This window comes from Natribaculum luteum (genome assembly GCF_023008545.1).
GTDB lineage: Archaea > Halobacteriota > Halobacteria > Halobacteriales > Natrialbaceae > Natribaculum > Natribaculum luteum.
Genome location: NZ_CP095398.1, coordinates 618,284 through 638,276, shown reverse-complemented (window position 1 = coordinate 638,276; position 19,993 = coordinate 618,284). Strand labels below are relative to the sequence as shown.

General features: G+C 63.0%; 20 protein-coding genes. 9 read left to right on the top strand and 11 right to left on the bottom strand.

What is annotated here, in order from left to right; genetic code table 11:
• Positions 1-33 precede the first annotated feature (33 nt).
• Positions 34-1,767, top strand: coding sequence for a SulP family inorganic anion transporter (locus tag MU558_RS21615; protein WP_246975453.1), 1,734 nt, complete (start codon positions 34-36; stop codon positions 1,765-1,767).
• A gap of 108 nt (positions 1,768-1,875) precedes the next feature.
• On the opposite strand, the gene MU558_RS21610 is transcribed toward MU558_RS21615, so the two are convergent.
• Positions 1,876-2,523: a hypothetical protein gene (locus MU558_RS21610; RefSeq protein ID WP_246975451.1), complete on the bottom strand. Its 648-nt coding sequence runs from the start codon at positions 2,521-2,523 to the stop codon at positions 1,876-1,878.
• 283 nt (positions 2,524-2,806) lie between these two features.
• Here MU558_RS21610 and MU558_RS21605 point away from each other — a divergent pair, with 283 nt between their 5' ends.
• On the top strand, positions 2,807-3,304 hold the full coding sequence (locus MU558_RS21605) for a DUF1269 domain-containing protein (protein WP_246975449.1): 498 nt from the start codon (positions 2,807-2,809) through the stop codon (positions 3,302-3,304).
• Positions 3,305-3,813: 509 nt separating this feature from the next.
• Here the strand turns inward: MU558_RS21605 and MU558_RS21600 are convergent.
• Both MU558_RS21600 and MU558_RS21595 read right to left on the bottom strand, forming a co-directional pair.
• Positions 3,814-4,158, bottom strand: a complete 345-nt coding sequence (locus MU558_RS21600; protein WP_246975448.1) for a nuclear transport factor 2 family protein — start codon at positions 4,156-4,158, stop codon at positions 3,814-3,816.
• Between the two features lie 106 nt (positions 4,159-4,264).
• A complete protein-coding gene (locus tag MU558_RS21595) occupies positions 4,265-5,731 on the bottom strand; it encodes an amidase (RefSeq protein ID WP_246975446.1) in 1,467 nt (488 codons plus the stop codon).
• A 212-nt stretch (positions 5,732-5,943) separates the two neighbouring features.
• Here MU558_RS21595 and rpl12p point away from each other — a divergent pair, with 212 nt between their 5' ends.
• Entirely contained in the window at positions 5,944-6,267 is a 324-nt protein-coding gene (gene rpl12p / locus MU558_RS21590) for a 50S ribosomal protein P1 (RefSeq protein WP_246975444.1), read from the top strand.
• A gap of 80 nt (positions 6,268-6,347) precedes the next feature.
• Here rpl12p and MU558_RS21585 read toward each other — a convergent pair whose 3' ends face one another.
• The 5 genes from MU558_RS21585 to MU558_RS21565 all read right to left on the bottom strand — a co-directional run bounded on the left by MU558_RS21585 (position 6,348) and on the right by MU558_RS21565 (position 10,388).
• A complete protein-coding gene (locus MU558_RS21585) occupies positions 6,348-7,679 on the bottom strand; it encodes a glutamate-5-semialdehyde dehydrogenase (protein ID WP_246975442.1) in 1,332 nt (443 codons plus the stop codon).
• Complete coding sequence (proB, locus tag MU558_RS21580; protein ID WP_246975440.1) at positions 7,672-8,511, bottom strand: glutamate 5-kinase; 840 nt, start codon at positions 8,509-8,511, stop codon at positions 7,672-7,674. The genes MU558_RS21585 and proB overlap by 8 nt, the downstream gene beginning before the upstream one ends.
• Positions 8,504-9,289: a pyrroline-5-carboxylate reductase gene (proC, locus tag MU558_RS21575; RefSeq protein WP_265781590.1), complete on the bottom strand. Its 786-nt coding sequence runs from the start codon at positions 9,287-9,289 to the stop codon at positions 8,504-8,506. The genes proB and proC overlap by 8 nt, the downstream gene beginning before the upstream one ends.
• Positions 9,290-9,732: 443 nt before the next feature.
• Positions 9,733-10,044 carry a DUF7521 family protein gene (locus MU558_RS21570; RefSeq protein ID WP_246975436.1) on the bottom strand — a complete coding sequence of 104 codons (312 nt, stop codon included), beginning with the start codon at positions 10,042-10,044 and terminating at the stop codon, positions 9,733-9,735.
• On the bottom strand, positions 10,041-10,388 hold the full coding sequence (locus MU558_RS21565; RefSeq protein ID WP_246975435.1) for a winged helix-turn-helix domain-containing protein: 348 nt from the start codon (positions 10,386-10,388) through the stop codon (positions 10,041-10,043). The genes MU558_RS21570 and MU558_RS21565 overlap by 4 nt, the downstream gene beginning before the upstream one ends.
• A gap of 516 nt (positions 10,389-10,904) precedes the next feature.
• Between MU558_RS21565 and MU558_RS21560 the strand changes: the two genes are divergently transcribed.
• Positions 10,905-11,591: a peroxiredoxin gene (locus tag MU558_RS21560; protein ID WP_246975433.1), complete on the top strand. Its 687-nt coding sequence runs from the start codon at positions 10,905-10,907 to the stop codon at positions 11,589-11,591.
• Positions 11,592-12,114: 523 nt separating this feature from the next.
• On the opposite strand, the gene MU558_RS21555 is transcribed toward MU558_RS21560, so the two are convergent.
• Genes MU558_RS21555 through MU558_RS21545 form a run of 3 tightly spaced genes read right to left on the bottom strand, consistent with a single transcriptional unit; the run spans position 12,115 to position 14,083 of the window.
• Complete coding sequence (locus tag MU558_RS21555) at positions 12,115-12,780, bottom strand: cytochrome c biogenesis CcdA family protein (RefSeq protein WP_246975431.1); 666 nt, start codon at positions 12,778-12,780, stop codon at positions 12,115-12,117.
• 3 nt (positions 12,781-12,783) lie between these two features.
• Positions 12,784-13,371: a TlpA family protein disulfide reductase gene (locus tag MU558_RS21550; protein WP_246975430.1), complete on the bottom strand. Its 588-nt coding sequence runs from the start codon at positions 13,369-13,371 to the stop codon at positions 12,784-12,786.
• Position 13,372: 1 nt separating this feature from the next.
• Positions 13,373-14,083, bottom strand: a complete 711-nt coding sequence (locus tag MU558_RS21545) for an SCO family protein (RefSeq protein ID WP_246975429.1) — start codon at positions 14,081-14,083, stop codon at positions 13,373-13,375.
• A gap of 223 nt (positions 14,084-14,306) precedes the next feature.
• On the opposite strand from MU558_RS21545, the gene MU558_RS21540 reads away from it, so the two are divergent.
• The 5 genes from MU558_RS21540 to cydB all read left to right on the top strand — a co-directional run bounded on the left by MU558_RS21540 (position 14,307) and on the right by cydB (position 19,991).
• Positions 14,307-14,762, top strand: coding sequence for a ferritin-like domain-containing protein (locus MU558_RS21540; RefSeq protein WP_246975427.1), 456 nt, complete (start codon positions 14,307-14,309; stop codon positions 14,760-14,762).
• Positions 14,763-15,173: 411 nt separating this feature from the next.
• On the top strand, positions 15,174-16,340 hold the full coding sequence (locus MU558_RS21535; protein ID WP_246975425.1) for an NAD(P)/FAD-dependent oxidoreductase: 1,167 nt from the start codon (positions 15,174-15,176) through the stop codon (positions 16,338-16,340).
• Between the two features lie 3 nt (positions 16,341-16,343).
• Positions 16,344-17,018: a helical membrane plugin domain-containing protein gene (locus MU558_RS21530; RefSeq protein WP_246975423.1), complete on the top strand. Its 675-nt coding sequence runs from the start codon at positions 16,344-16,346 to the stop codon at positions 17,016-17,018.
• 542 nt (positions 17,019-17,560) lie between these two features.
• Positions 17,561-18,997: a cytochrome ubiquinol oxidase subunit I gene (locus MU558_RS21525; protein ID WP_246975421.1), complete on the top strand. Its 1,437-nt coding sequence runs from the start codon at positions 17,561-17,563 to the stop codon at positions 18,995-18,997.
• Positions 18,984-19,991: a cytochrome d ubiquinol oxidase subunit II gene (cydB, locus tag MU558_RS21520; protein WP_246975419.1), complete on the top strand. Its 1,008-nt coding sequence runs from the start codon at positions 18,984-18,986 to the stop codon at positions 19,989-19,991. Before MU558_RS21525 ends, cydB begins: the two co-directional genes overlap by 14 nt.
• The last annotated feature ends 2 nt before the right edge of the window (positions 19,992-19,993 follow it).

Sequence of the window (19,993 nt, the reverse complement as noted above, 5' to 3'; positions counted from 1 at the left end):
GCGATAGTTACCACGACCAGGTGGTGAATTTCGATGTCAACAGAACGCCTCAAAGAACGAATCAGCCGACGATTTTCGTCGGTTCTGCCGGTGCTGAAGTGGCTTCCGCGGTACGACACGTCGTGGCTCCGTCTGGACGTCGTCGCGGGAATCACCGTCGCAGCGTCAGTCGTTCCCGAGGGGTTGGCGTACGCGTCGCTGGCGAACTTGCCACCGGAGACCGGTTTGTACGCCGGGTTGCTGGCCGTCACCGTCTACTTTTTTCTTGGCACTTCTCGGCAAGTCATCGTCGGACCGACCTCGGCGCTGGCGATCCTGCTCGAGAGTGGTGTCGGGGCAGTCGCTGGCGGGAACACCGCCTCGTACGCGTCACTTGTCATCGTGACGACGATCCTCGTCGGTGTCTTCGCAGTTATCGCGTGGGCATTTCGGTTAGGATTTCTCGTCCACTTCATCTCGGGATCGGTGCTTACGGGGTTTTCCGCCGGAGCGGCGCTGTATATAATGTCAACGCAACTTGGGAAACTGTTCGGCATCGAGAGCAGCACGTCGGACACCTTCTTCGGACAAACGTTCTTCGGGCGAATATGGTACGTCGGAACCCATTTTGCTGAGACGAACCCCGAGACGCTGGCCGTCGGCGGTGCTGGCATCGTGTTGCTCGTGCTCGGAGAACGGTACTTGCCACGTGCACCGAACGCACTCGTCGTCGTCGTTCTCTCGATCGTGCTCATGTCGATTACGAATCTCCAGGCCCGCGGTGTCGACATCGTCGGGTCGATTCCGAGCGGTCTCCCCACGTTGACGGTTCCGGCGATTCCCAGTATTTCGACACTGGCTTCTCTCGTCCCCGTCGCCGCCGCGTTGTTCCTTCTCTCGTACGTCCAGGGTATCGGTGCAGTCGAGACGTTCGCCAGACGCCACGACTATCGAACCGATGCGAATCAGGAGCTGCTGGCCGATGGCGTCGCCAACCTCGCTGCTGGTCTCGGTGGCGGATTCGCTGTCGGTGGCAGCATGTCTCGGTCGGCACTCAACGACGCCGTCGGCGGCAAGACTCAACTCACGAACGCCGTCGTCGCGCTCGTTCTCGTCGTCGTCTTGCTCTTTCTCACCGGCGTGTTCACGAATCTCCCAGAAACGATTCTCGCAGCGATCGTTATCGTCGCCGTCACGGGCCTTATCGACACGAGCGCACTCCGCCAACTGTACCACGTGAGCAAGAGCGAGTTCGCCATCGCGATGTCGGCCCTGCTCGGAGTCCTCACGGTCGGGATGCTCTGGGGTGTCTTCGTCGGCGTCGTCCTCTCGTTGCTGGTCGCGATTTCTCGAGTCAGCCGTCCGTCGACACACGAACTCGGTCAAATCGGCGGGACGGACCATTTCGTCGCTCTCGACCTGTACCCGGCGGCGACGACCAGCAGTGACGCGTTCGTCTACCGTGTCGAAGCCGAGCTGTTCTACGCGAACGCGGAAACGGTTCGGACCGACCTCCTCGATCGGCTCGCAAAACGCGACGCCGACGTCGAACTGGTCGTCTTCGATCTCACATCGTCGCCAACGGTCGACTTCGAGGCCGCACAGATGTTGGAGGAACTGCAACAGAAACTCGACTCACGCGGAATCGACCTCCGTTTTGCGGGGGCAGATTCCGAGGTTGTGCAGATGCTCGAAACGACGGGACTTGCGGCGAACACTGGCGGCGTGAAACCCGAGGAACCGATCGCCGACGTCATCGATCGCTGGAGAGCGGAGCGGTCGTCGTGACCTACCTCTGCCTACTCACTCGCGGCTAGCGCCGCTCGTTCTATGAGGCAGTGGCTTCCTGTTTCCACACACGAAACGTCATCGAGGAGTTGTGCGGCAACAGGTCGATCACTCCCGGAAAGCCGATCCGGCCACGTTCGACGCGAGCACCCGGCCGATAGCCACCTGCTTCCAGACCAACCAGCCGCCGCTTCCGATCCCTGCCAACCCGAGCAGTGAGAGGCCAACAGCATCCCACCGGGTCGCTGCGAGCATACAGGAAAGCGTTTCGCTGGAACAACCTCTCGCGAATAGCTCCCTGACGATCGCCCCATCGTAGACGAGTCCGATACCCACCACCACGAGGACCACACCTGCCAGCGTTTTGAGCACGGCTTCCAACACGGACGGCGGGTTGTCGAGAATCGCCTCGTGTACTCCCGGTCGGGGAGCCGTCCAAAGTGACGCAACTGCAGCTCCGAGCAGCGCGAGCGAAGCCGGGGCGACGAAGGGGCCGAGCGACCACATCCCGACGATGGACAGTCCAGCGAGTAGTAGCGCTGTAACCCATACGAGAGCGGTCCGGCGTGTCCATGCGCCAAGCGCCCCGACCACAGCGAGGACGACGGCGAAGAGCACCCACGCCGCGAAGAACGCGTCAGCCAGCGGGCGAGGAACCAGGAGGACGATAGCCGCCAGGGTAGCCAGCACGACGGCGAGTCCGGCGAGAAATCGGCTGACGGTCAACGCATCCGGAAGGCGAGGAGAGGGGCTCATATCCGTGATATCGGGCGGCTCGATTGTAAATCATGGCTCGTTCTTCGCCGAGTGAATCGTCACGTTCTAGCGCGTCGGATGGGGCGGCAGGCCGCTGCTTCCGAATTCATTTTTGTGCTTCACGAGTCGATCTACAGAAAAAGCAGGCCGAGTGTCTCGGGGCTTGATCCCGAGGCGGTTCACGCAATTATATAGAATTTTATATATCAACTGGCACGACATTCGCCGTCAGTACCAGAAAGCTACTTTTCAGTCCTCGGTGGGCATTTTCGTGGAGATGCCAATGAAGAAACTCATCGTACTGGCGTTCGATAATCAGTCCGGCGCACTCGAGGTGCGGGACAAGCTCTTCGAATTGCAAAAACAGGAGTTAATCACGATGGACGACGCCGCCGTCGTGGTCCGAGACGAGGAGGGCAAAACGAACGTGAAACAGGCACAGAGTCTCGTCGGTACGGGCGCCCTCGGCGGTGCGTTCTGGGGCCTGCTCATCGGGCTAATCTTCCTTGCACCTGTGCTGGGGATGGCAGTCGGCGCAGTGTCCGGCGCGTTGGGTGGGAAGTTCGCCGACATCGGTATCGACGATTCGTTCATCAAAGAAGTCGGCGAGACGATCGACCCGGGTGAGTCTGCGCTGTTCATGCTCGTGAGTGACGTCCAGCGGGACCGCGTCATCGACGAACTCGAACCCTACAGTCCCGAACTCCTGGAGACGAATCTTTCACCGGAAGACGAAGACAAACTCCGCGAGCACTTCGCCGCAGACGAAGTGACCGCGTGAATCACTCCGGGCTCAGGCCGTTCGAGACGTTTCGGCGTCCATCACCGAGCGGAACCGTCGACCTCGAGAGCTCCAAACGAGCGCTCGTGCTCTTTTGAGGGCCACGAGACCGGAGCTCTCTCGAGCGACCTCGAGGCCGAGCCGGTCGCGTGATCCGAGTGCGCGGACATCGGTCCTGGCGTCTCTGGTGACTACATCGACGCGAGACCAACTGTCGACTCGTCTATCATCGTACGCGGCCGATTCTTCCAGCCGGAAATCCCGACGAACGGACTTCAGCAGCCGTTTCGATCCCGTCCTGGATTTGTGGGCGTCCTGCGACAACCAAGATATAATAGATATAATAGATAAAATAGATAGAATAGGTGCAATAGGTAGACCAGGCTGTTTCACACCCACCTCGAGTTTTCGGAGTCCTGCGACGCCATCACCGAAACGAGACGGACAAACCCCCACAGGGGATTCGAACGAGCAGTAACCGGCAGGTACATCGCTTCTGCCGTCGGTAGCTACTTCGGCGTGATGTCTGCGGCGAACGTCTGAAAGACGATCTCGTCGTCGGGAATGTGGAACGTGTCGGTCGCGAACTCGTAGACGTTCTCCGGCGTTTCGGCGTTCCAGACGATGTAGCCGAATTCGCCTTCGACGAGCTGTTCGTCGATGGACATCGTCGTTCCGGACTGGGAGAACTCCGCGAACAGGTTCTCGAATAGCCCTTCGATCTCCTCGAGTCCGCGGAAGACGCCCTGATTGGTCACGATCGTCGATTCGTCGGTGTAGTCTTCCATAACCGCCGAGAGGTCCTGTTCGCCGAACGCCTCGAGGTGGTGTTCCAGGGTTGTTTCAGTTGTCATCGTGGCTCACAGGGTTGACAGATCGACGCGACGTCGCATAAGTATGTGGGTGCTGGTACCAGATATCACTACAGTACCGACGGTCGGCCGGCGTGTACGCGTTCGGTCATCGCGGCGGGTACGTCTCCGCCCAGGGACGAACGCGTTCGATGGCACCACTGGCCGCGAACACGTCCTCGTCAGCGAACCGGTCACCGACGAGCTGGAGGCCGACCGGAAGCCCGTCGGACGTCAGCCCGGCCGGGACCGACGCGGCGGGGTGGCCGGTGAAGTTGATCGGATGCGTGAGACACCAGCCGATCAGCGGCTCGACGTCTTCCCCGTCGATCTCCGTCGGACCGAGCGTACTCCCCTCGTCAGGACCCGCGTTCTCGACGGGCGGCACCGCGAGCGTCGGGGTGACGAGCAGGTCGTACTCCGCGAAGACGTCCTGGACGTGATCGTAAATACGAGTCCGGACGTGATCGTCGCGTTTGAGATCGAGCATCGTCAAATCGGCCGTGTCCTCCAGGAGTGACGCGAACTCGCGCGTCAACTCGTCGCGATGGTCGGCGAGGAGGTCCATGCCGTCGGCTTTGAACCCCTCGACGGCCGAGTGATACAGCGAGCCGATCTCTCGCAGCCACAGGTCGGCGAGTTCGCGGTGATCGACCTCGAGTCCGAGTTCGACCTCGTCGACGTTCGCACCGGTCGCCTCGAGGTCGCTCACGGCGTCGTCGACGACGTCTCGCACCCGATCGTCGATCGGGAAGACGTCGAAGTCGGGACTGTACGCGATCTCGAAGTCGTCGATGCCGCGCGTGACCGCGCCCCGGAAGTCGGTCCCCTCGTCGGGGATGCTCAGTGGATCCCGCGGATGGGGTCCAACCATGGCCTCGAGCATCAGCGCCGCATCTTCGACGGTGCGCGTGAGCGGGCCGGCGTGGATGAACGGCGTATGCGAAAGAAAGGCGTCGGGTCGAATCGCCTGGGCGACTCGACCGAACGACGCCTTGAATCCGTACACACCGCAAAAGGACGCCGGAATTCGGATCGAGCCGCCGCCGTCCGACCCCTGTGCGATCGGTACCATCCCGTCGGCGACTGCCGCGGCCGAGCCGCCGGAGGAGCCGCCAGCGTTGCGATCGAGGTCGAACGGGGTGCTCGTCGGGCCGACGACCTCGTTGTCCGTGATCCCCTTGTGGCCCATTTCGGGCGTGTTGGTCTTCCCGACGACGATCGCGCCGGCCGCTTCTAGCCGTTCGACGTACGTCGCCGACTGCTCGGGGACGAAGTCCGCGAACGGGACGGACCCCATCGTGTTTCGCACGCCCGCCTTGAAATCGAAGAGGTCCTTGATCGCGATCGGCACGCCGTGGAGGGGACCGACCGGCCCGCCATCGTCGAGTTCCGCCTCGAGTTCTCGAGCGCGCTCTCGGGCGTCGTCCTCGAGGACGGTCACGAACGCGTTCAGATCGTCGCGGTCGTCGATGCGCTCGAGCGTCGCGTCGACAACGTCGACCGGGGAGAGGTCCCGCCGTCGGATTCGTTCGGCCAGGTCTGTTGCCGTTGCAGTCTCCATGCTATATGGCATCAATAGACATGTCCTCGAACTAGTTGGTAAGTGTTGTCGTGTGTAGCACGTGCTGATTCCGCGTGGGCACGACGAGTCCCGACGTCGACGGCCGGGCGATCGGACTGGAAGGTCTATGTACGTCCCCGGTGGAGACGAACGGTGAGCCGGATCGACCGTGCGGTTGGGCGCGCGAGAGCGCGTCGTCGCCGGATCGATTCGGTCGAAGAACTATGGAGTACGTATACGCAGCGATGGTCTTACACGAGGCGGATCGAGACGTGACCGAGGAGAACGTGACCGAGATACTCGAGGCGGCGGACGTCGAGGTCGAGGACGCGCGGGTGAGGGCGCTCGTCGCGGCACTCGAGGACGTCGACATCGACGAGGCGATCGAGACCGCCGCCGTCCCGGCTGCGGGCGCGCCCGCCGCTCCCGCAGAAGCGGAAGCCGAGGAGGCAGAAGAAGAAGCGGCGGAGGAAGAAGCCGAGGAGGAAGAGGAACCGGAGGAAGAAGAGGAGGTCTCCGGCGAGGGACTCGGCGACCTGTTCGGCTAAATCCGGTGCGAAGACACCTTTGAACGCCAGAACGGCGCTCCAGGACGACTGGTTGCTCGACGGATCGCCGTCGACAGTCGTTACTCGTCGGACAGGTGGCCGGGGTTCCAGTCGCCCTCGAACTCCTCGTGGAGGAAGGGCTCGGCGTCCTCGCCGGCGTACGTCCCGACGAGCTGTCCGTCACCCTCGAGGTGGTACTTGTAGGTCGTCAGGCCCTCGAGGCCGACGGGTCCTCTGGCGTGGATCTTCCCGGTACTGATGCCAACTTCTGCGCCGAGGCCGAACCGGTAGCCGTCGCTAAAGCGCGTGGAGGCGTTGTGGAAGACGCTCGCCGAGTCGATGCTCCGCATGAAGGTACTGGCCCGGTCGGCGTCGTCGGTCACGATCGACTCCGTGTGCTTCGAGCCGTACTCGTTGACGTGATCGACGGCGGCCTCGAGCGAGTCGACGACCTTGATCGAGAGGATCAGGTCACCGTACTCGGTCGACCAGTCGTCTTCGGTCGCCGCCTCCATCTCGACGATCCCCCGCGAGGCCTCGTCGCCGCGCATCTCGACGCCCGCCTCCTCGTAGCGGGCGGCGATTTCGGGCAGGAACGCCTCGGCGACGTCCTCGTGGACCAGCAGCGTCTCGACGGCGTTACAGACCGCCGGATACTGCACCTTCGCGTCGTAGGCGATCTCGGTTGCCATCTCGAGGTCGGCGTCGTCGTCGACGTAGACGTGGCATACGCCCTCGGTGTGACCGAGCACGGGAATGCTCGTGTTGTCCTGGATGTAGCTGACGAACCCGGAACTGCCCCGCGGCATGAGCAGGTCGATCGAGTCGTCCATCTCGAGCAAGGCGTTGACGTCCTCGCGCGCTTCGATGAGCTGTGCCCAGCCGTCGGGCATCTCGGCGGTCGCGTCCCGGATGATCTCGTAGAGCACCCGGTTGGAGTGGCTCGCCTCGCTGCCGCCTTTCAGAATGACGGCGTTGCCGGACTTGAGACTGAGCGCGGCGATCTGGACTAACGCGTCGGGTCGGGACTCGAAGACCGTGCCGATGACGCCGATCGGGACGGCGATCTTGTACAGTTCGAGGTCCTCGTCGAGCCGTCGCGAGGTGAGCGTCTTCCCGAGCGGGTCCTCCTGGGCAGCGACGCTCCGGACCATCTCGGTGATGCTCTCGAGTTTCGACTCCGAGAGCTTCAGGCGATCGACGAGCGCCTGGGTGTACTCGCCTTCCTCGAGCATCCGCTGGCCCTCGGTGACGTCTTTCTCGTTGGCCTCGAGGATCTCCTCGTGGCGCTCGTCGATCGCGTCGGCGATCGCGTGCAAGGCTGCGCTTCGTTCGTCGTCGTCGAGTTTCGCCAGCTCGAGTGCTGCGGTCTGTGCCTCGTCGACTTTGGTTTCCGTCGTTTTCTCAGTCATCGATGACACCGTTGATGGGGACGAATACGGTTCCCACAGGTTTGGCAGCAGCGATTTTCTCGAGGATGTCGTCCTCGGTCGATCTGGCGATAATCGCCGGAATGCCGTGCTCGCTTGCGTCGCGTGCCCCCTGAACTTTCGTCTGGATGCCGCCGAACTGGGAACTCGAACTTTCGTCGATGATCGCCTGGACCTTGTCGTAGTTGCGACCGACGGCGTCGATGCGTTCCGCCTCGGGGTCTTCTTTCGGATTCCCGGTATACACCCCGCCGACGTCGGTGAGTGTGACCAGCAGGTCGACGTCGATCCCGATGGCGACCGACGACGAGAGCATGTCGTTGTCGCCGATCTGGATCTCCTCGGTCGCGACGGCGTCGTTTTCGTTGATGATCGGGACGACGTCCCACTCGAGTAGCGTCTCGATCGTGTTCCGGAGATTCGTAAAGCGCTCGGGGTTCTCGAGGTCGTGCTGGGTAAGCAAGAGCTGAGCGACCTTCTGGTCGTAGCGTTCGAAACTCTCCGTGTAGCGTCGCATCAGGTGACTCTGGCCGACGGTCGACAGCGCCTGCGATTCCTCGACGGTCTCGCCGGTGTAGCCGATCCGTCCCACGCCTGCACCGATCGACCCCGAGGAGACGAGTATCACGTCTTTGTCCCGCTCGAGGAGGTCGGCGATGTCGTCGACGAGTTTGTCGAGTTTCCCGTCGTCGAGGTTCGACTCGTCGTCGGTCAGTGAGTTCGTCCCGGCCTTGACGATCACGCGCTCGGCGTCGGCCGCGAGCTGTCTCGCCTTCTCGGCTTCCTCGGGTTCGATTTCGGTCGTCTTACTCATGCGTGACGGCCCCGACGTCGGTCGACAGTTCCTTCGAACGCTCTTCGGCGGCGGCTACCGCGTCGACGATCACCTCGTCGACGTCGCTGTCCCACAGCACTTCCATTCCTTCGATGGTCGTCCCCTTCGGTGAACAGACTGCGTCGATCAGATCGTCGACGCTCTCGTCGGACCGCAACACCGTCTCGGCGGCCCCCTTGAACGTCTGTGCCGCCAGCGTCTCGGCCTGTTCGTCGTCGAGGCCACCCTCGACGCCAGCCTGCTTCATCGCGTCCAGGAGATAGAACACGAACGCGGGGCCGCTGCCGTTGACCGCCGTCGCGACGTCCATCTGCGCCTCGTCGATCTCGACGAACTCGCCGACGTCGTCCAGCAGTTCCCTGACGTCGTCGTCGACGCTGTGTTCGGTTACGGCCGCCGCCATGTTACCCGTCTCGGCTGCGAGGTTCGGCATGACCCGAACGACCGTCGCGTCGGTTCGCTCCTCGAGGTAGTCAGTCGAGACGCCCGCGGCGATCGAAACCAGCGTCTGCTCTGCCGTCAGGTCGAGGTCCTCGAGGACGGCGCCGACGATGTCGGGCTTGACGGCGACGACCACGACGTCAGCCTCCGCCGCGACGTCGGGGTCCGACGTCGTCGTCGTACAGTACTCGGCTACCGACTCGAGCGCGTCCGGGTCCAGATCGCACGCCGTCAGCGTGTGATTTCCGGCCCTGGAGAGGCCCTTCAGGAGGGCTCCTCCCATGTTTCCGCACCCAATAACGCTCACATCAGTCATCCTATTTCACTTGAAGCGGCGAGACCAACATACACCTTTGGTTTCCGCTACGATTTGCACTCGAGTACAGATTGCCGGTACGATGGGGTGTATATTGCGACGTGTTTCCATATCGGGCGGTCGACAGCGTCTTTTCAGACTCAGAAACTACCCTCACGAGATTATTACAGTCCGGTGAGACGGGACAGTCAGGGAGCACCGACGGTCACTGTGGCCCGGTCGTTCCCTGCCTCTGACAATCCCGAACGGTCTCCGAACGCGGGCATCGTTGCCCGACGACCGTTCACCGTCGCTACCCGATTTCGCGAGTCCACTCGCGAGAGTCGACACGCGGTTGGTCCCCGCGACGTTCGGCCCACCTGACGGTGATTCGGCAACTGGTTCGGAACCGGTTTTACGATTCGACGAGCGACGACGAGCGACGCGACAGACGAAACGCGAGGTCAGTGACGGCCGTAAAGCGAGTACATGATCACGAGCAGTCCGAGCAGCCGACTCACGTTCTCGAGGAAGACGATAACGACCCGAGCTGGAGCGACAAGCGTGGTGATCGCGATGTTGATCAGAAACGGACACAGGGTGAGCAAGAGTAACCCGATCGCGAGATAGAGCATCGACGTTGCGTCGTTTCGCCGATAGCCACGGTACGCCTGGTAGGCGATGATCGTCCCGAGAAGAGCGACGAGAAAGAGACTTACCACGGTCAACAGCTCGAACATCGTGGCCTCGTCGAGACGGACGACGCCCTGGCTCATCGCATTCCCTCCCACATGTCAGTGAACTTGTCGGCGACGTCTTGTTCACGATACGATAGTTCGAACGCAAACTCTCCGTCCCCAAGGGAGAGCTCCAGTCGATCGAGGTTCGCGCTGTAGACGCTGTAGTGATTCCCGTCCGGTGCGAGTTCGGTCTCTTCAGTGATGAGCTGACACTCCTTGAGCCGGTCGATTCGCCGATAAATCGTCGGCAAGGACGCGTCACACCGCTCGCTCAGTGTGCTGGCAGACATGGGTTCGACGCTCGTTTCGGTGAGGATCGACCGTGCGTACTCGTCGTCGAGAATAGCGAGCACCGCCGAGAGATCGCACTCCTCACTCACTGATGACCGTTCGTTCTGCTGGGGATATGAAAAGCGATCCGTTTTTTCTGATCGAGAAAAGGCCCGACGTCGCCGTCGCCTCGACGAATCTGCTCTGATACTACTGGACAACAGTCAGTGACTACTCGATCGCGTCTCGACGGCTGTCGCCGCTGGCGACAGCGTCTCCCGTGTGACCGAGGTTCGAACCGTGTTGTCCGACAGTACGAGCCACACTGTCCGAAGCCAGCAAGCCATCGCTCAGATTCTGTCGACTGTCGACATTGCAGTCGAGATACGGCGGACGCCTGAAAGTAGGGACAGCTTTTGTGTCGAGTCACTCGAATCGACGGGCGAGGCTAGCTGCATCTCACGTCGGCAAACGCCGGTCGACAGCCTTCTGAGGTCGACAGTCGAGCGAAATACCTCACAGTTGCCACAGAAAATATTGCTAATACCGGGCCAGCCACAAAAGTACCCGAAGAAAATTCTTGCTTAGACAGAACTATACTTTGTACTCACGTAACTAAGGATGCAATGTCGGATACAGAAGTTGACGACACCGATAAATCCGCTGGAATGCCACTGCTCGGGGACCGGTTCCCGGACCTCGAAGTAGAGACGACCCACGGGACGAAGTCGCTGCCCGACGACTACGAGGGCGAGTGGTTCGTCCTGTTCAGCCACCCGGGTGACTTCACGCCGGTCTGTACGACCGAGTTCGTCTCGTTCGAGCAGCGCCGCGAGGAGTTCGCAGACCTCGACGCCAAACTGATCGGCCTGTCGGTCGACCGCGTCCACTCGCACATCAAGTGGACCGAGTGGATCGACGAGGAACTCGACGAAGACATCGGCTTCCCGATCATCGCCGACGAGAGCGGCGACGTCGCCGAAGCGCTCGGCATGATCCACCCCGGCCAGGGTACCGCAACCGTCCGGTCGGTATTCATCGTCGACCCCGAGGGCAAGCTTCGTCTCATCCTCTACTACCCGATGGAGATCGGCCGCGACATCGACGAAGTCCTGCGCTCGCTCGAGGCCCTCCAGACCTCCGACGAGGAAGGTGTCGCCCTGCCCGCTGACTGGCCCGAAAACGAGAACTTCGGCGACAAGGCACTGCTCTCCCCGCCCTCCAACGTTGCCGACGCCGAGGCCCGACTCGAGGAGGCCGAGGAAGAAGACTACGACGCTTACGACTGGTGGTTCACGCTGAAGGACCTCTAGCGACGGTCACACCACCCACCGCCTGACAGCATCGATCGATCGCTCCCGCTTTTCTGCGACAGTAGACCTCGTTCACACGTGGAGCAACTGCCACTCCTGTTGGAACGACGTCACGAAACGACCGTTCAGCCAAACTGCCTACATAGAATTCATACAGAGGCAGCGCGGAAACCCACGGCTTTAGCACTGTCTCTTACCCATACGTCGGAGTCTCGCGAAAGCGGCGTTTCGGAGGCTCTCGAGGCGGGCGAGCACGAGCCGAGACCCACAGGAAGAGAGACGGGATCGACGCTCGGTACGGAGCGTAGTATTCGAGTCGACTGCGTTCGGATCCACAATTACGGATTTCACCTGGCGAAAGGCGCTGAACACTGGTATCTCGAGAGCCACTCTCCGATGGATCGCTCGCAGACTGGTGACGCAACTTGTGGGTAAGAGACAGGACTACAGTCGTGGGCTTTCTCCTCGATTTCGTGTAATGGGTTCGAGAGTCGTTCATAATCGATCTCGAGAGCGACGACCGTCAGGGGAGAACGAACGCGACGTAGAGTTGGCCGACGCCGGCGATCGCCATCACGACGCCGGCGATCCGCTTGATCGTTCCCGCGTACGCCGCGAGACTCCCCGCACTGGCGAGCAGGCCCATCCCGGTCGCGACCGTCACAGAGACCATCAACAGCGCCATCGCACCGGCGTACGTCGCCAGCACGAGCACCGCCTCCGCCGTCGACAGCGAGATCGCCCGCCCGACGACCGCCAGGAACACCGGCGCGACGCAGGCCGCCGCCGCGAGCGCGTAGCCGGCCCCGAAGACGCCGAAGCCGGCCACGCTCGAGCGGCGTTTCGGGAGCGTCACCGAGAGCGAGGGAGCCCGGTCGACGGCGACGAGGACGCCGAAGACGACGAGCAAGCCGCCGACGATCGGCTCGAAGATGGCGACGTTCGAGAGCGTCGCGTGGCCGACCCAGAACGTCACGCCCGCAAGCAGCGTAAACGTCGCGAGCACGCCCGTCCCCGCGATCAGCCCACGCGAGACCGCACCCCCCAGCGACGCTTCCTCGCCGTCGGTCTGGCTCACGTAAAAGCCAACGTACCCCGGCAACAGCGGGTACGCACACGGCGAGAAGAACGTCGCGAGGCCGGCGGTGAACGCGAACGCCAGCGTCGGTGTGATCGACGCGTCGACCATCGGTTATGCCTCCGTCCCCGTTTCCGCGCGTGCGGTCTCGACGGCCTCGAGGAGGTCGTCGACGCTCTTTCGACCGGTGTTGTACCACCGGACCGCGCCGTCGGCGTCGATGATGATCGTCGTCGGGTACTGGAGGGCGTCGTAGCGTTCGGCGAGTTCGACCGTCGGATCGAGGCCGACCGGCCAGTTGCCGTCGTGTTCGACCCACCAGTCGGCGACGTCCTCGCGCGAGAGCGACCGACCGACCGGTTCGTTCGTCACCGACAGGAACGCGACGTCGTCGTCGACCTCCGCTCTCGCGTCGGCGAGGTGGGGCATCTGTGACTCACAGATCGTACACCAGGTCGCGAAGAAGTCGATCAGCATCAGCCCGTCGCCGGGGACGCGCATCGTCCCCGCCTCGCTCCCTGGCGCGTCGATCGTCTCGATCTCGAGTGGGTCGGCCGCGGCCGGGTCGGCGGACTCGTCTCCCGATCCTCCGTTGCCCTGATCGTCGACCTCGAGGGCGGAGGGGCCGCGCGTGGCGAGGACGCCGGCGGCACCGATCACGCCCAGGCTGCCGATCCCAGCGAGGACGTCTCGGCGGCGCATACTACCCGTTCACCACCGTTTCGAGGTCGGAGACGAGTTCCGACGGCTGGACGCCCGAGGGGGCCGTCACGTTCTGGTAGGCGCGCTCGACGATTCCGCGCTCGTTGACCAGCAAGATCAGGCTGATGTGACTGAACATGTACTCGAGGCTGCCGTGATTCTCGTGGCCCTCGACGTTCTCGGGGTCGACTTTCTCGACGACCAGCCCGAATTTCTCCTCGAGCACCGCCGTTCCGTCCTCGTAGCTCTCCGGGCGCAGGAAGTGCCAGTTGCCCGCCTCGAGGTCGATCCCGCGCTGGGTGGCGTACGACCGAAGTACGTCTGCCGTGTCGCGTTCGGGGTCGAACGTCATCGAGAGGAACGCGACGTCGTCGCCGTAGCCGCCCGCCGCGGCCTCCTCCTGTGCCCGGCGCAGACGCAACATCAGCGCCGGACACACGCCGTCGGGACACGACGTGTAGAAAAACGTCACCAGCATCGCTCGCTCGTCCTCGAACTGCTCCGAGGCGATTTCCTCGCCGGCGATCGGGTCGGGCAGACTGAACGACGGCAACTCCTCGCCGTGGATCGGATAGACGGGATCGCCGCGAGTCTCCTCCGGCGGCCCGAGGACCGTCTGGCTCCCCCCCGTTCCGGGCAGCGACTCGAGACAGCCTGCAGCGGCGACAGCACCCGTCACGCTCAACGAGGCAAGATATGTGCGCCTGTCCATACGCTCCCTTCGGAACTCGGTAGGTAAAGCGGAATCGGCGGTTTGCTGTGTCAGCAAATCGGCCCTGCGCCCGGACAGGATCGACGGTGACTCGAGGATCAAGTTCGTGACTGCGTCACCGTCGGGATTCTGGCCAGCGACGAGAGAGTGAGATGGGGTGACGGTCGACGATCCAGAGAGATGGCGACGACATTATATATTCTCAATGTGAAAGATACGTGCTATGTCAAACGACCGTGTCGTCGACCTCCTCAAACAGGCGTACAACGACGAAATCGAGACGGTGATGAACTACCAGACCCTGTCGATCGTTCTCGACGGGATCCACGCAGAAGAGATCAAAGAGAGCCTCAAAGCGGACGTCCAGGAGGAACTCGGCCACGCCGAACAGCTCGGACAGCGACTCAAGCAACTGGACGCACGGCCGCCGGGATCCGAGGAGTTCGTCGCCCGCCAGGCGACGCTCCAGCCACCGGAGAACACGACCGACGTCGTCGCGGTCATCGACGGCGTTCTCGACGCCGAAGACGACGCGATCGAGACGTACCGCGAACTGGTCGACGCGGCAGCGGAGGCGAACGATCCCGTCAGCGAAGACCTCGCCGTGACCCTGCTCGCCGACGAGGAGGCCCACCGCACCGAGTTCCGTGGGTTCAAAAAAGAGTATCAGGACGACTAGCGTCGGACACTCACTCGAGTCGGTGCCCGGTCGGTGCGTCCCTGGGACCTCATCTGGCGCTGATCGACACGAAAACGCCGCTTTTCTGGGCGGTGGTGCCGTTTCGTTGTACGCCCTGCCCGCGTGGTCAGTACAGACGAACCGGAGCGGCCGAGGGAGAAGGCTACGGGACAGTCGCGGTCTGTAGTCGCGGGTTCACAGCCCATCCTGAACACTTCCTCTATCGCCGCACGAATTTGCGCAAATGTGTCACTTGCACAACTGCTTTATTAGCTAGCCGAACCAAGTATCGGACACCAAAGACGGTGACACAACTGGCTATGGCATTTTCGCACTCGAGTTGCGGGCACGCGACAGATCTACAGAACCGACAGTCTCGTCCGAACTCGGTCGTCGCGACCGAGACAACGTATGTCGAGTGATCGTGAGACTGGACGCGAGCAACGCATCGTGATCGTCGGCGGTGGGACCGGCGGGACGGTCGTCGCGAACAAACTCGCGACCGAACTACGCGAGGAGCTCGACGCCGGCGACGTCGACCTGACGCTCGTCACGGACTCTCCGGATCACGTGTACAAGCCGATCTTCCTGTACGTCGCGTTCAACAGGAAGGACGTCGCCGACAGCCGTCGTCCGAACCGCGAACTCCTCGACCAGCGGGTCGACCTTCGCATCGATCGCGTCGTCGACGTCGATACCGACGCCAGGCGACTGGCGTTCGAGGGCGAAAACGAGGCGCTCTCGTACGACCATCTCGTCGTCGCGACCGGGACGACGCTCGTCCCGGAAACGATCGACGGACTCACCGACGGGGGCCACCACTTCTACAGCGCAGCGGGTGCCGAGAGGCTCCGCGACGAACTGGCCGAGTTCACGTCGGGACACCTGGTCGTGAGTACGATCGGGATGCCACACATGTGTCCGGCAGCCCCCATCGAGTTTCCCCTCATCGCAGACGAGTGGTTGCAGAAACGCGGCTGTCGAGACGATATCGATATCACGTACACCTACCCCCTCGAGCGAGCACACGGTCTCGAGTCGGTCGCCGACTGGGTGACGCCCCTGTTCGAGGAGCGAGGGATCGGCCTCGAGACGTCCTTCGAGGTCGAGGCCGTCGATCCGGACCGCCAGACGGTCGCCACGACGGACGGGCGAACGCTCGAGTACGATCTCCTCGTGACGATCCCGCCACACGCCGGTAGTGACCTCGCCAGTCGTGCCGACCTCGGCGACGAGTGGATCGAGGTCGACCGGCACACACTGGAGGCGACGCGCGCGGACGACGTCTACGCGATCGGTGACATCACCGACGTGCCGACGAGCAAGGCTGGCAGCGCCGCACACTACCAGGCCGGCGTCGTCGCCGACCGAATCGCGAGCGAGGTTCGCGGGCATCCACCGACCGCCAGGTACGACGGCAAGACGCTCTGTTTCGTCGAGACCGGACTCGAGAAAGCGACGTTCGTCTCGTTCGGGTACGACGAGCAACCGGTGGTTCGGCCACCGTCGCGGTTCGTCCACTGGGCGAAACTCGCGTACAACGAATCCTACTGGCTGACCGCTCGAGGACTCCTCTGAACCATGACCGAGAACACGATCACGGGAGACGACGAGATCGACCAGCTGCTCGTCGACGCGATCGCCGAGAATCCCAAGGAGGTCGCCGCCCTCATCCACCGGGTGGGGCTTCTCAATCAGCTGCTGGACGTGACGGAACTGGCGAGCGAGGCGCTCGACGACCGGCTGGTCGTGGACCTGGCGGCGACGTCGGCGACGCTCGGCGAAGCGGTCGACGGAATCGCGACCGAGGAGACGGTTCGGCTGGCGGACGCCGTCGGTGCCAACGCCGACGATCTGGCCGCTGGCCTGGAACGGGTCGCCCGACTCGAGGCCGACGGCGATCTCGAAACGCTGGTCGGAGTCGCAAATGCGGCGTCGTTGCTCTCTGCCGCGATGGACGACGACATCGTCATGTCGGTCGGCGAACTGGGAAGCTCGCTGGGTGAAATCGCCGATACGACGGCGGATCCGGACACGGTCAGCGGCGTCACGGCACTCCTCGACGGGGTCGGCACTGCAGCGGCCACGGACGCGCCACCGGAGCGACTCGGCCCAGTCGGACTCCTCCGTGCGCTTCGTGATCCGGACGTCCAGCGCGGACTTGGGTTTCTCGTCGCCGTCGCTCGCGCCACGGGCGTCAACATGCAGCGCCAGCGAACCGACGAACCGACGAACGACGAAAAAAGCCAGGGGTGATACTGCCGGACGACACGGTGTGGCCATCGATCGCACTCGAGACGCTGTCCTGACGACAGCCGTCGAGACGCGATCGAGTAGTCACTGACTGTTGTCCGGTAGTATAAACGTGAGGTCGTCGGCCACGCGCCTGCTCCCGTCTGGCAATGTCGACGGAGTCGGTGTTAGGCGGAACGTTTTTACTCGGTCCGGCTATGATATACAACTACACCCGTATCCACGCGACCCGCCGTCCCGATCCCGATCTGAATGAACCCGATCGACCCGAGGGGAAACTCACGTGCTGGCACGGTCGACGAGGCGAGACGACCGTACCCAGAAGCGATGCCCGTTGCAGTCGATTCGAGGTCACGGGTCTCACGTCCCGGTGGTTCCACGTCCCGGGAGCCATGACGTGCCGTCGAGACACGCCACGAATCGTCCGCAGTGGTCGTCCGCCGTCCATCGGTGACTCGGTGTGGTATCGTCGAACGTCTCGAGACGTCTGATATACCGCCGCTCGAACGGCGATCCGCGGAAATCTGCCCAACCACGACGTAATCATGCTCGATCCCGTCATCGCCAGCCGCCTTCAGTTCGCCGTCACGACTATCGTCCACATCATCTTTCCAGTGATGAGCATGGGCCTTGCGCCCTTTCTCATCTACTTCACCTGGAAGGAGATCCGGACCGGCAAGCCGATCTACGAACAGTTACGTCGGTTCTGGACGCGGATCTTCGCGATAAGTTTCGTCGTCGGCACCGTCACGGGCATCGTCCTCGAGTTCGAGTTCGGGACGAACTTCGGCGTCTTCTCGACGAGCGCGGGCGAGCTATTCGGCGGCCCGCTCGCGTTCGAGGGGATGATGGCGTTCATGCTCGAGGCGACGTTCCTCGGGGTCTTCGTCTTCGGCCGCGAGCGCGTCAGTGACGCCCTGTTTTTCGTCTCGAGCGTCGCGGTCGGCGTCGGGACGTGGCTGTCGGCGGTGTGGATCCTGATCGCGAACTCGTGGATGCAGACGCCTCGTGGCTACGAACTGGTGACCGAAAACGGCGATCAGGTCGTCCGGCTCGTCGATCCGATGGCGGCGTACTTCAATCCGAGATTTTTCTGGATGTACGTGCACATGCAGAACTCGGCACTCGAGTCCGTCGCGTTGTTCATGGCGGGCGTCGGGGCCTACTACGTCTTCCGGCACCACGTCTGGGGATACCAGGTCGAGAACGTCGGGTTCTGGGAGACGACGCTCAAGATCGCGCTGGTCGCGTTGATCATCACGGCCCCGTTGCAGGTGATCCACGGCGACTTCTACGCCAGGCACGTCTTCGAGACCCAGCCACAGAAGTTCGCCGCCATGGAGGCGGTCTGGGAGACCGAATCCTACGTCCCGGAGTACATCGTCGCGTTCCCGACGAGCGTCCAGGATCTGCTCGATCCACGCGCCAAGGAGATCTTCGGCATCGGCATCCCCGGCGGTGCGTCGTGGCTCGCCAGCGGCGGTGATCCACAGGCGACGATTCAGGGGTTAGAGGAGTTCGAAGGGCCACAGCCGCCGGTCGCGATCGTCTTCTGGGCGTTCCGGATGATGGTCGGGCTCGGCTTCTGGTTCATCGTGCTCGCGTTCTGGGGTGGCTACCGCTGGTGGCGCGGCGAACTCTTCCAGGACGACCTGCTGCACAAGGCGCTGATGGCGTCGTCCCTGCTCGGGATCGTCGCAGTGCACCTCGGCTGGATCACGACCGAGGTCGGTCGACAGCCGTGGATCATCCAGGACGTGATGAAGACGAGCGAGGGCGTCTCGACGGGCCTTACCGGCGCCGAGGCGACCGCGACGCTCGTGGGCTTCGTCGTCGTCTACACCGGCTTGCTCGTCCTGTACACGTACGTCGTCGTCCGCATCATTCGTGCGGGACCGCCAGCTGGCAGCGACCTCGCGGTGATCGACGGCGAACAGCCACAGGCACCGCCAGCGGAGGTGAGCGTCGATGACGACGACTAGTCTCGCGTCGCTTGCCTCCGAGCCGCTGTTCGGGCTGCCTCTCCCGGAGATCTGGTTCGGACTCCTGTTTTTTATCCTCGCGATGTTCCTGTTTCTCGACGGGTTCGACTTCGGTGCCGGCGCGCTGTTCGCGATCAGGGACGACGAACACGAACGCGAGCAGCTACTCGCAGCGGTCGGCCCGTTCTGGGACGGCAACGAGGTGTGGCTGGTCGTGTTCGGTGGGGCCATGTTCGCCGCCTTCCCGGCCGTCTACGCGGAGGTGTTCACGCGATACTACCTGCTGATGTTCGCGATCCTCGGCGCACTCATCGTCCGCGGACTCGCACCGGAGATGTACGAGCAACGCGAGGACGAGCGCTGGCAGCGCTGGTGGGGTCGGGCGTTCGTCTTCGGGAGCGTCGTCGCGCCGTTCCTGCTCGGTCTGTTCGTCGGCAACTGGATGCTCGGCACCAGTTCGATCGTGACACTGCCCGGCGTCGTCGTCGGACTCGTCGTCGTCGCGCTGACGATCGTCGACGGCGTCGCGTTCGTCAGACTCAAAACTCGAGGCTCGCTCCGGACGGAGCTCCGACCACACGGCCAGTGGGCCGTCGTCGCCTATCTCGCGCTCGTCGTGATCACGCTCGGCTACGTGTACGCGGCGTACCCCACGCTCCGGGAGAAGCTCCTCTCGCCGCTCGTGCTCGGACTCGTCGTCACGTCCGTGGTACTCGGCGGCATTTACGTCGTCGCGACGCGGCAGGATCGGTTCTACACGGCGTTCGTCGCCGGCGGCGGCCTCGTGTTCGCACTCGTCGCCGTCGTCGCGCGACTCATGTACCCGACCATCGAACCCGGCACCGGCCTCACCGTCGGCGACGCGATCGTCTCGACGCTTCCGCTCAACGTCATGACGATCGGTGCGAGTATCCTGCTCCCGCTCATCTTCCTCTACTTCGCCGTGCTCTACTCGTCGTTCAGCGGTCCGATCGAAGCAGGTGAGGGGTACTGACG

Excerpts from the sequence above, each read along its gene's own strand:
- cydB (WP_246975419.1), top strand. The coding sequence starts at position 18,984 with ATGACGACGACTAGTCTCGCGTCGCTTGCCTCCGAGCCGCTGTTCGGG.
- MU558_RS21530 (WP_246975423.1), top strand. The coding sequence starts at position 16,344 with ATGACCGAGAACACGATCACGGGAGACGACGAGATCGACCAGCTGCTC.
- proB (WP_246975440.1), bottom strand. The coding sequence starts at position 8,511 with ATGAGTAAGACGACCGAAATCGAACCCGAGGAAGCCGAGAAGGCGAGA.
- MU558_RS21570 (WP_246975436.1), bottom strand. The coding sequence starts at position 10,044 with ATGAGCCAGGGCGTCGTCCGTCTCGACGAGGCCACGATGTTCGAGCTG.
- MU558_RS21615 (WP_246975453.1), top strand. The coding sequence starts at position 34 with ATGTCAACAGAACGCCTCAAAGAACGAATCAGCCGACGATTTTCGTCG.
- rpl12p (WP_246975444.1), top strand. The coding sequence starts at position 5,944 with ATGGAGTACGTATACGCAGCGATGGTCTTACACGAGGCGGATCGAGAC.
- MU558_RS21560 (WP_246975433.1), top strand. The coding sequence starts at position 10,905 with ATGTCGGATACAGAAGTTGACGACACCGATAAATCCGCTGGAATGCCA.
- MU558_RS21595 (WP_246975446.1), bottom strand. The coding sequence starts at position 5,731 with ATGCCATATAGCATGGAGACTGCAACGGCAACAGACCTGGCCGAACGA.
- MU558_RS21555 (WP_246975431.1), bottom strand. The coding sequence starts at position 12,780 with ATGGTCGACGCGTCGATCACACCGACGCTGGCGTTCGCGTTCACCGCC.
- MU558_RS21550 (WP_246975430.1), bottom strand. The coding sequence starts at position 13,371 with ATGCGCCGCCGAGACGTCCTCGCTGGGATCGGCAGCCTGGGCGTGATC.
- MU558_RS21545 (WP_246975429.1), bottom strand. The coding sequence starts at position 14,083 with ATGGACAGGCGCACATATCTTGCCTCGTTGAGCGTGACGGGTGCTGTC.
- MU558_RS21525 (WP_246975421.1), top strand. The coding sequence starts at position 17,561 with ATGCTCGATCCCGTCATCGCCAGCCGCCTTCAGTTCGCCGTCACGACT.
- MU558_RS21610 (WP_246975451.1), bottom strand. The coding sequence starts at position 2,523 with ATGAGCCCCTCTCCTCGCCTTCCGGATGCGTTGACCGTCAGCCGATTT.
- MU558_RS21540 (WP_246975427.1), top strand. The coding sequence starts at position 14,307 with ATGTCAAACGACCGTGTCGTCGACCTCCTCAAACAGGCGTACAACGAC.
- MU558_RS21605 (WP_246975449.1), top strand. The coding sequence starts at position 2,807 with ATGAAGAAACTCATCGTACTGGCGTTCGATAATCAGTCCGGCGCACTC.
- MU558_RS21535 (WP_246975425.1), top strand. The coding sequence starts at position 15,174 with ATGTCGAGTGATCGTGAGACTGGACGCGAGCAACGCATCGTGATCGTC.
- MU558_RS21585 (WP_246975442.1), bottom strand. The coding sequence starts at position 7,679 with ATGACTGAGAAAACGACGGAAACCAAAGTCGACGAGGCACAGACCGCA.
- MU558_RS21600 (WP_246975448.1), bottom strand. The coding sequence starts at position 4,158 with ATGACAACTGAAACAACCCTGGAACACCACCTCGAGGCGTTCGGCGAA.
- proC (WP_265781590.1), bottom strand. The coding sequence starts at position 9,289 with ATGACTGATGTGAGCGTTATTGGGTGCGGAAACATGGGAGGAGCCCTC.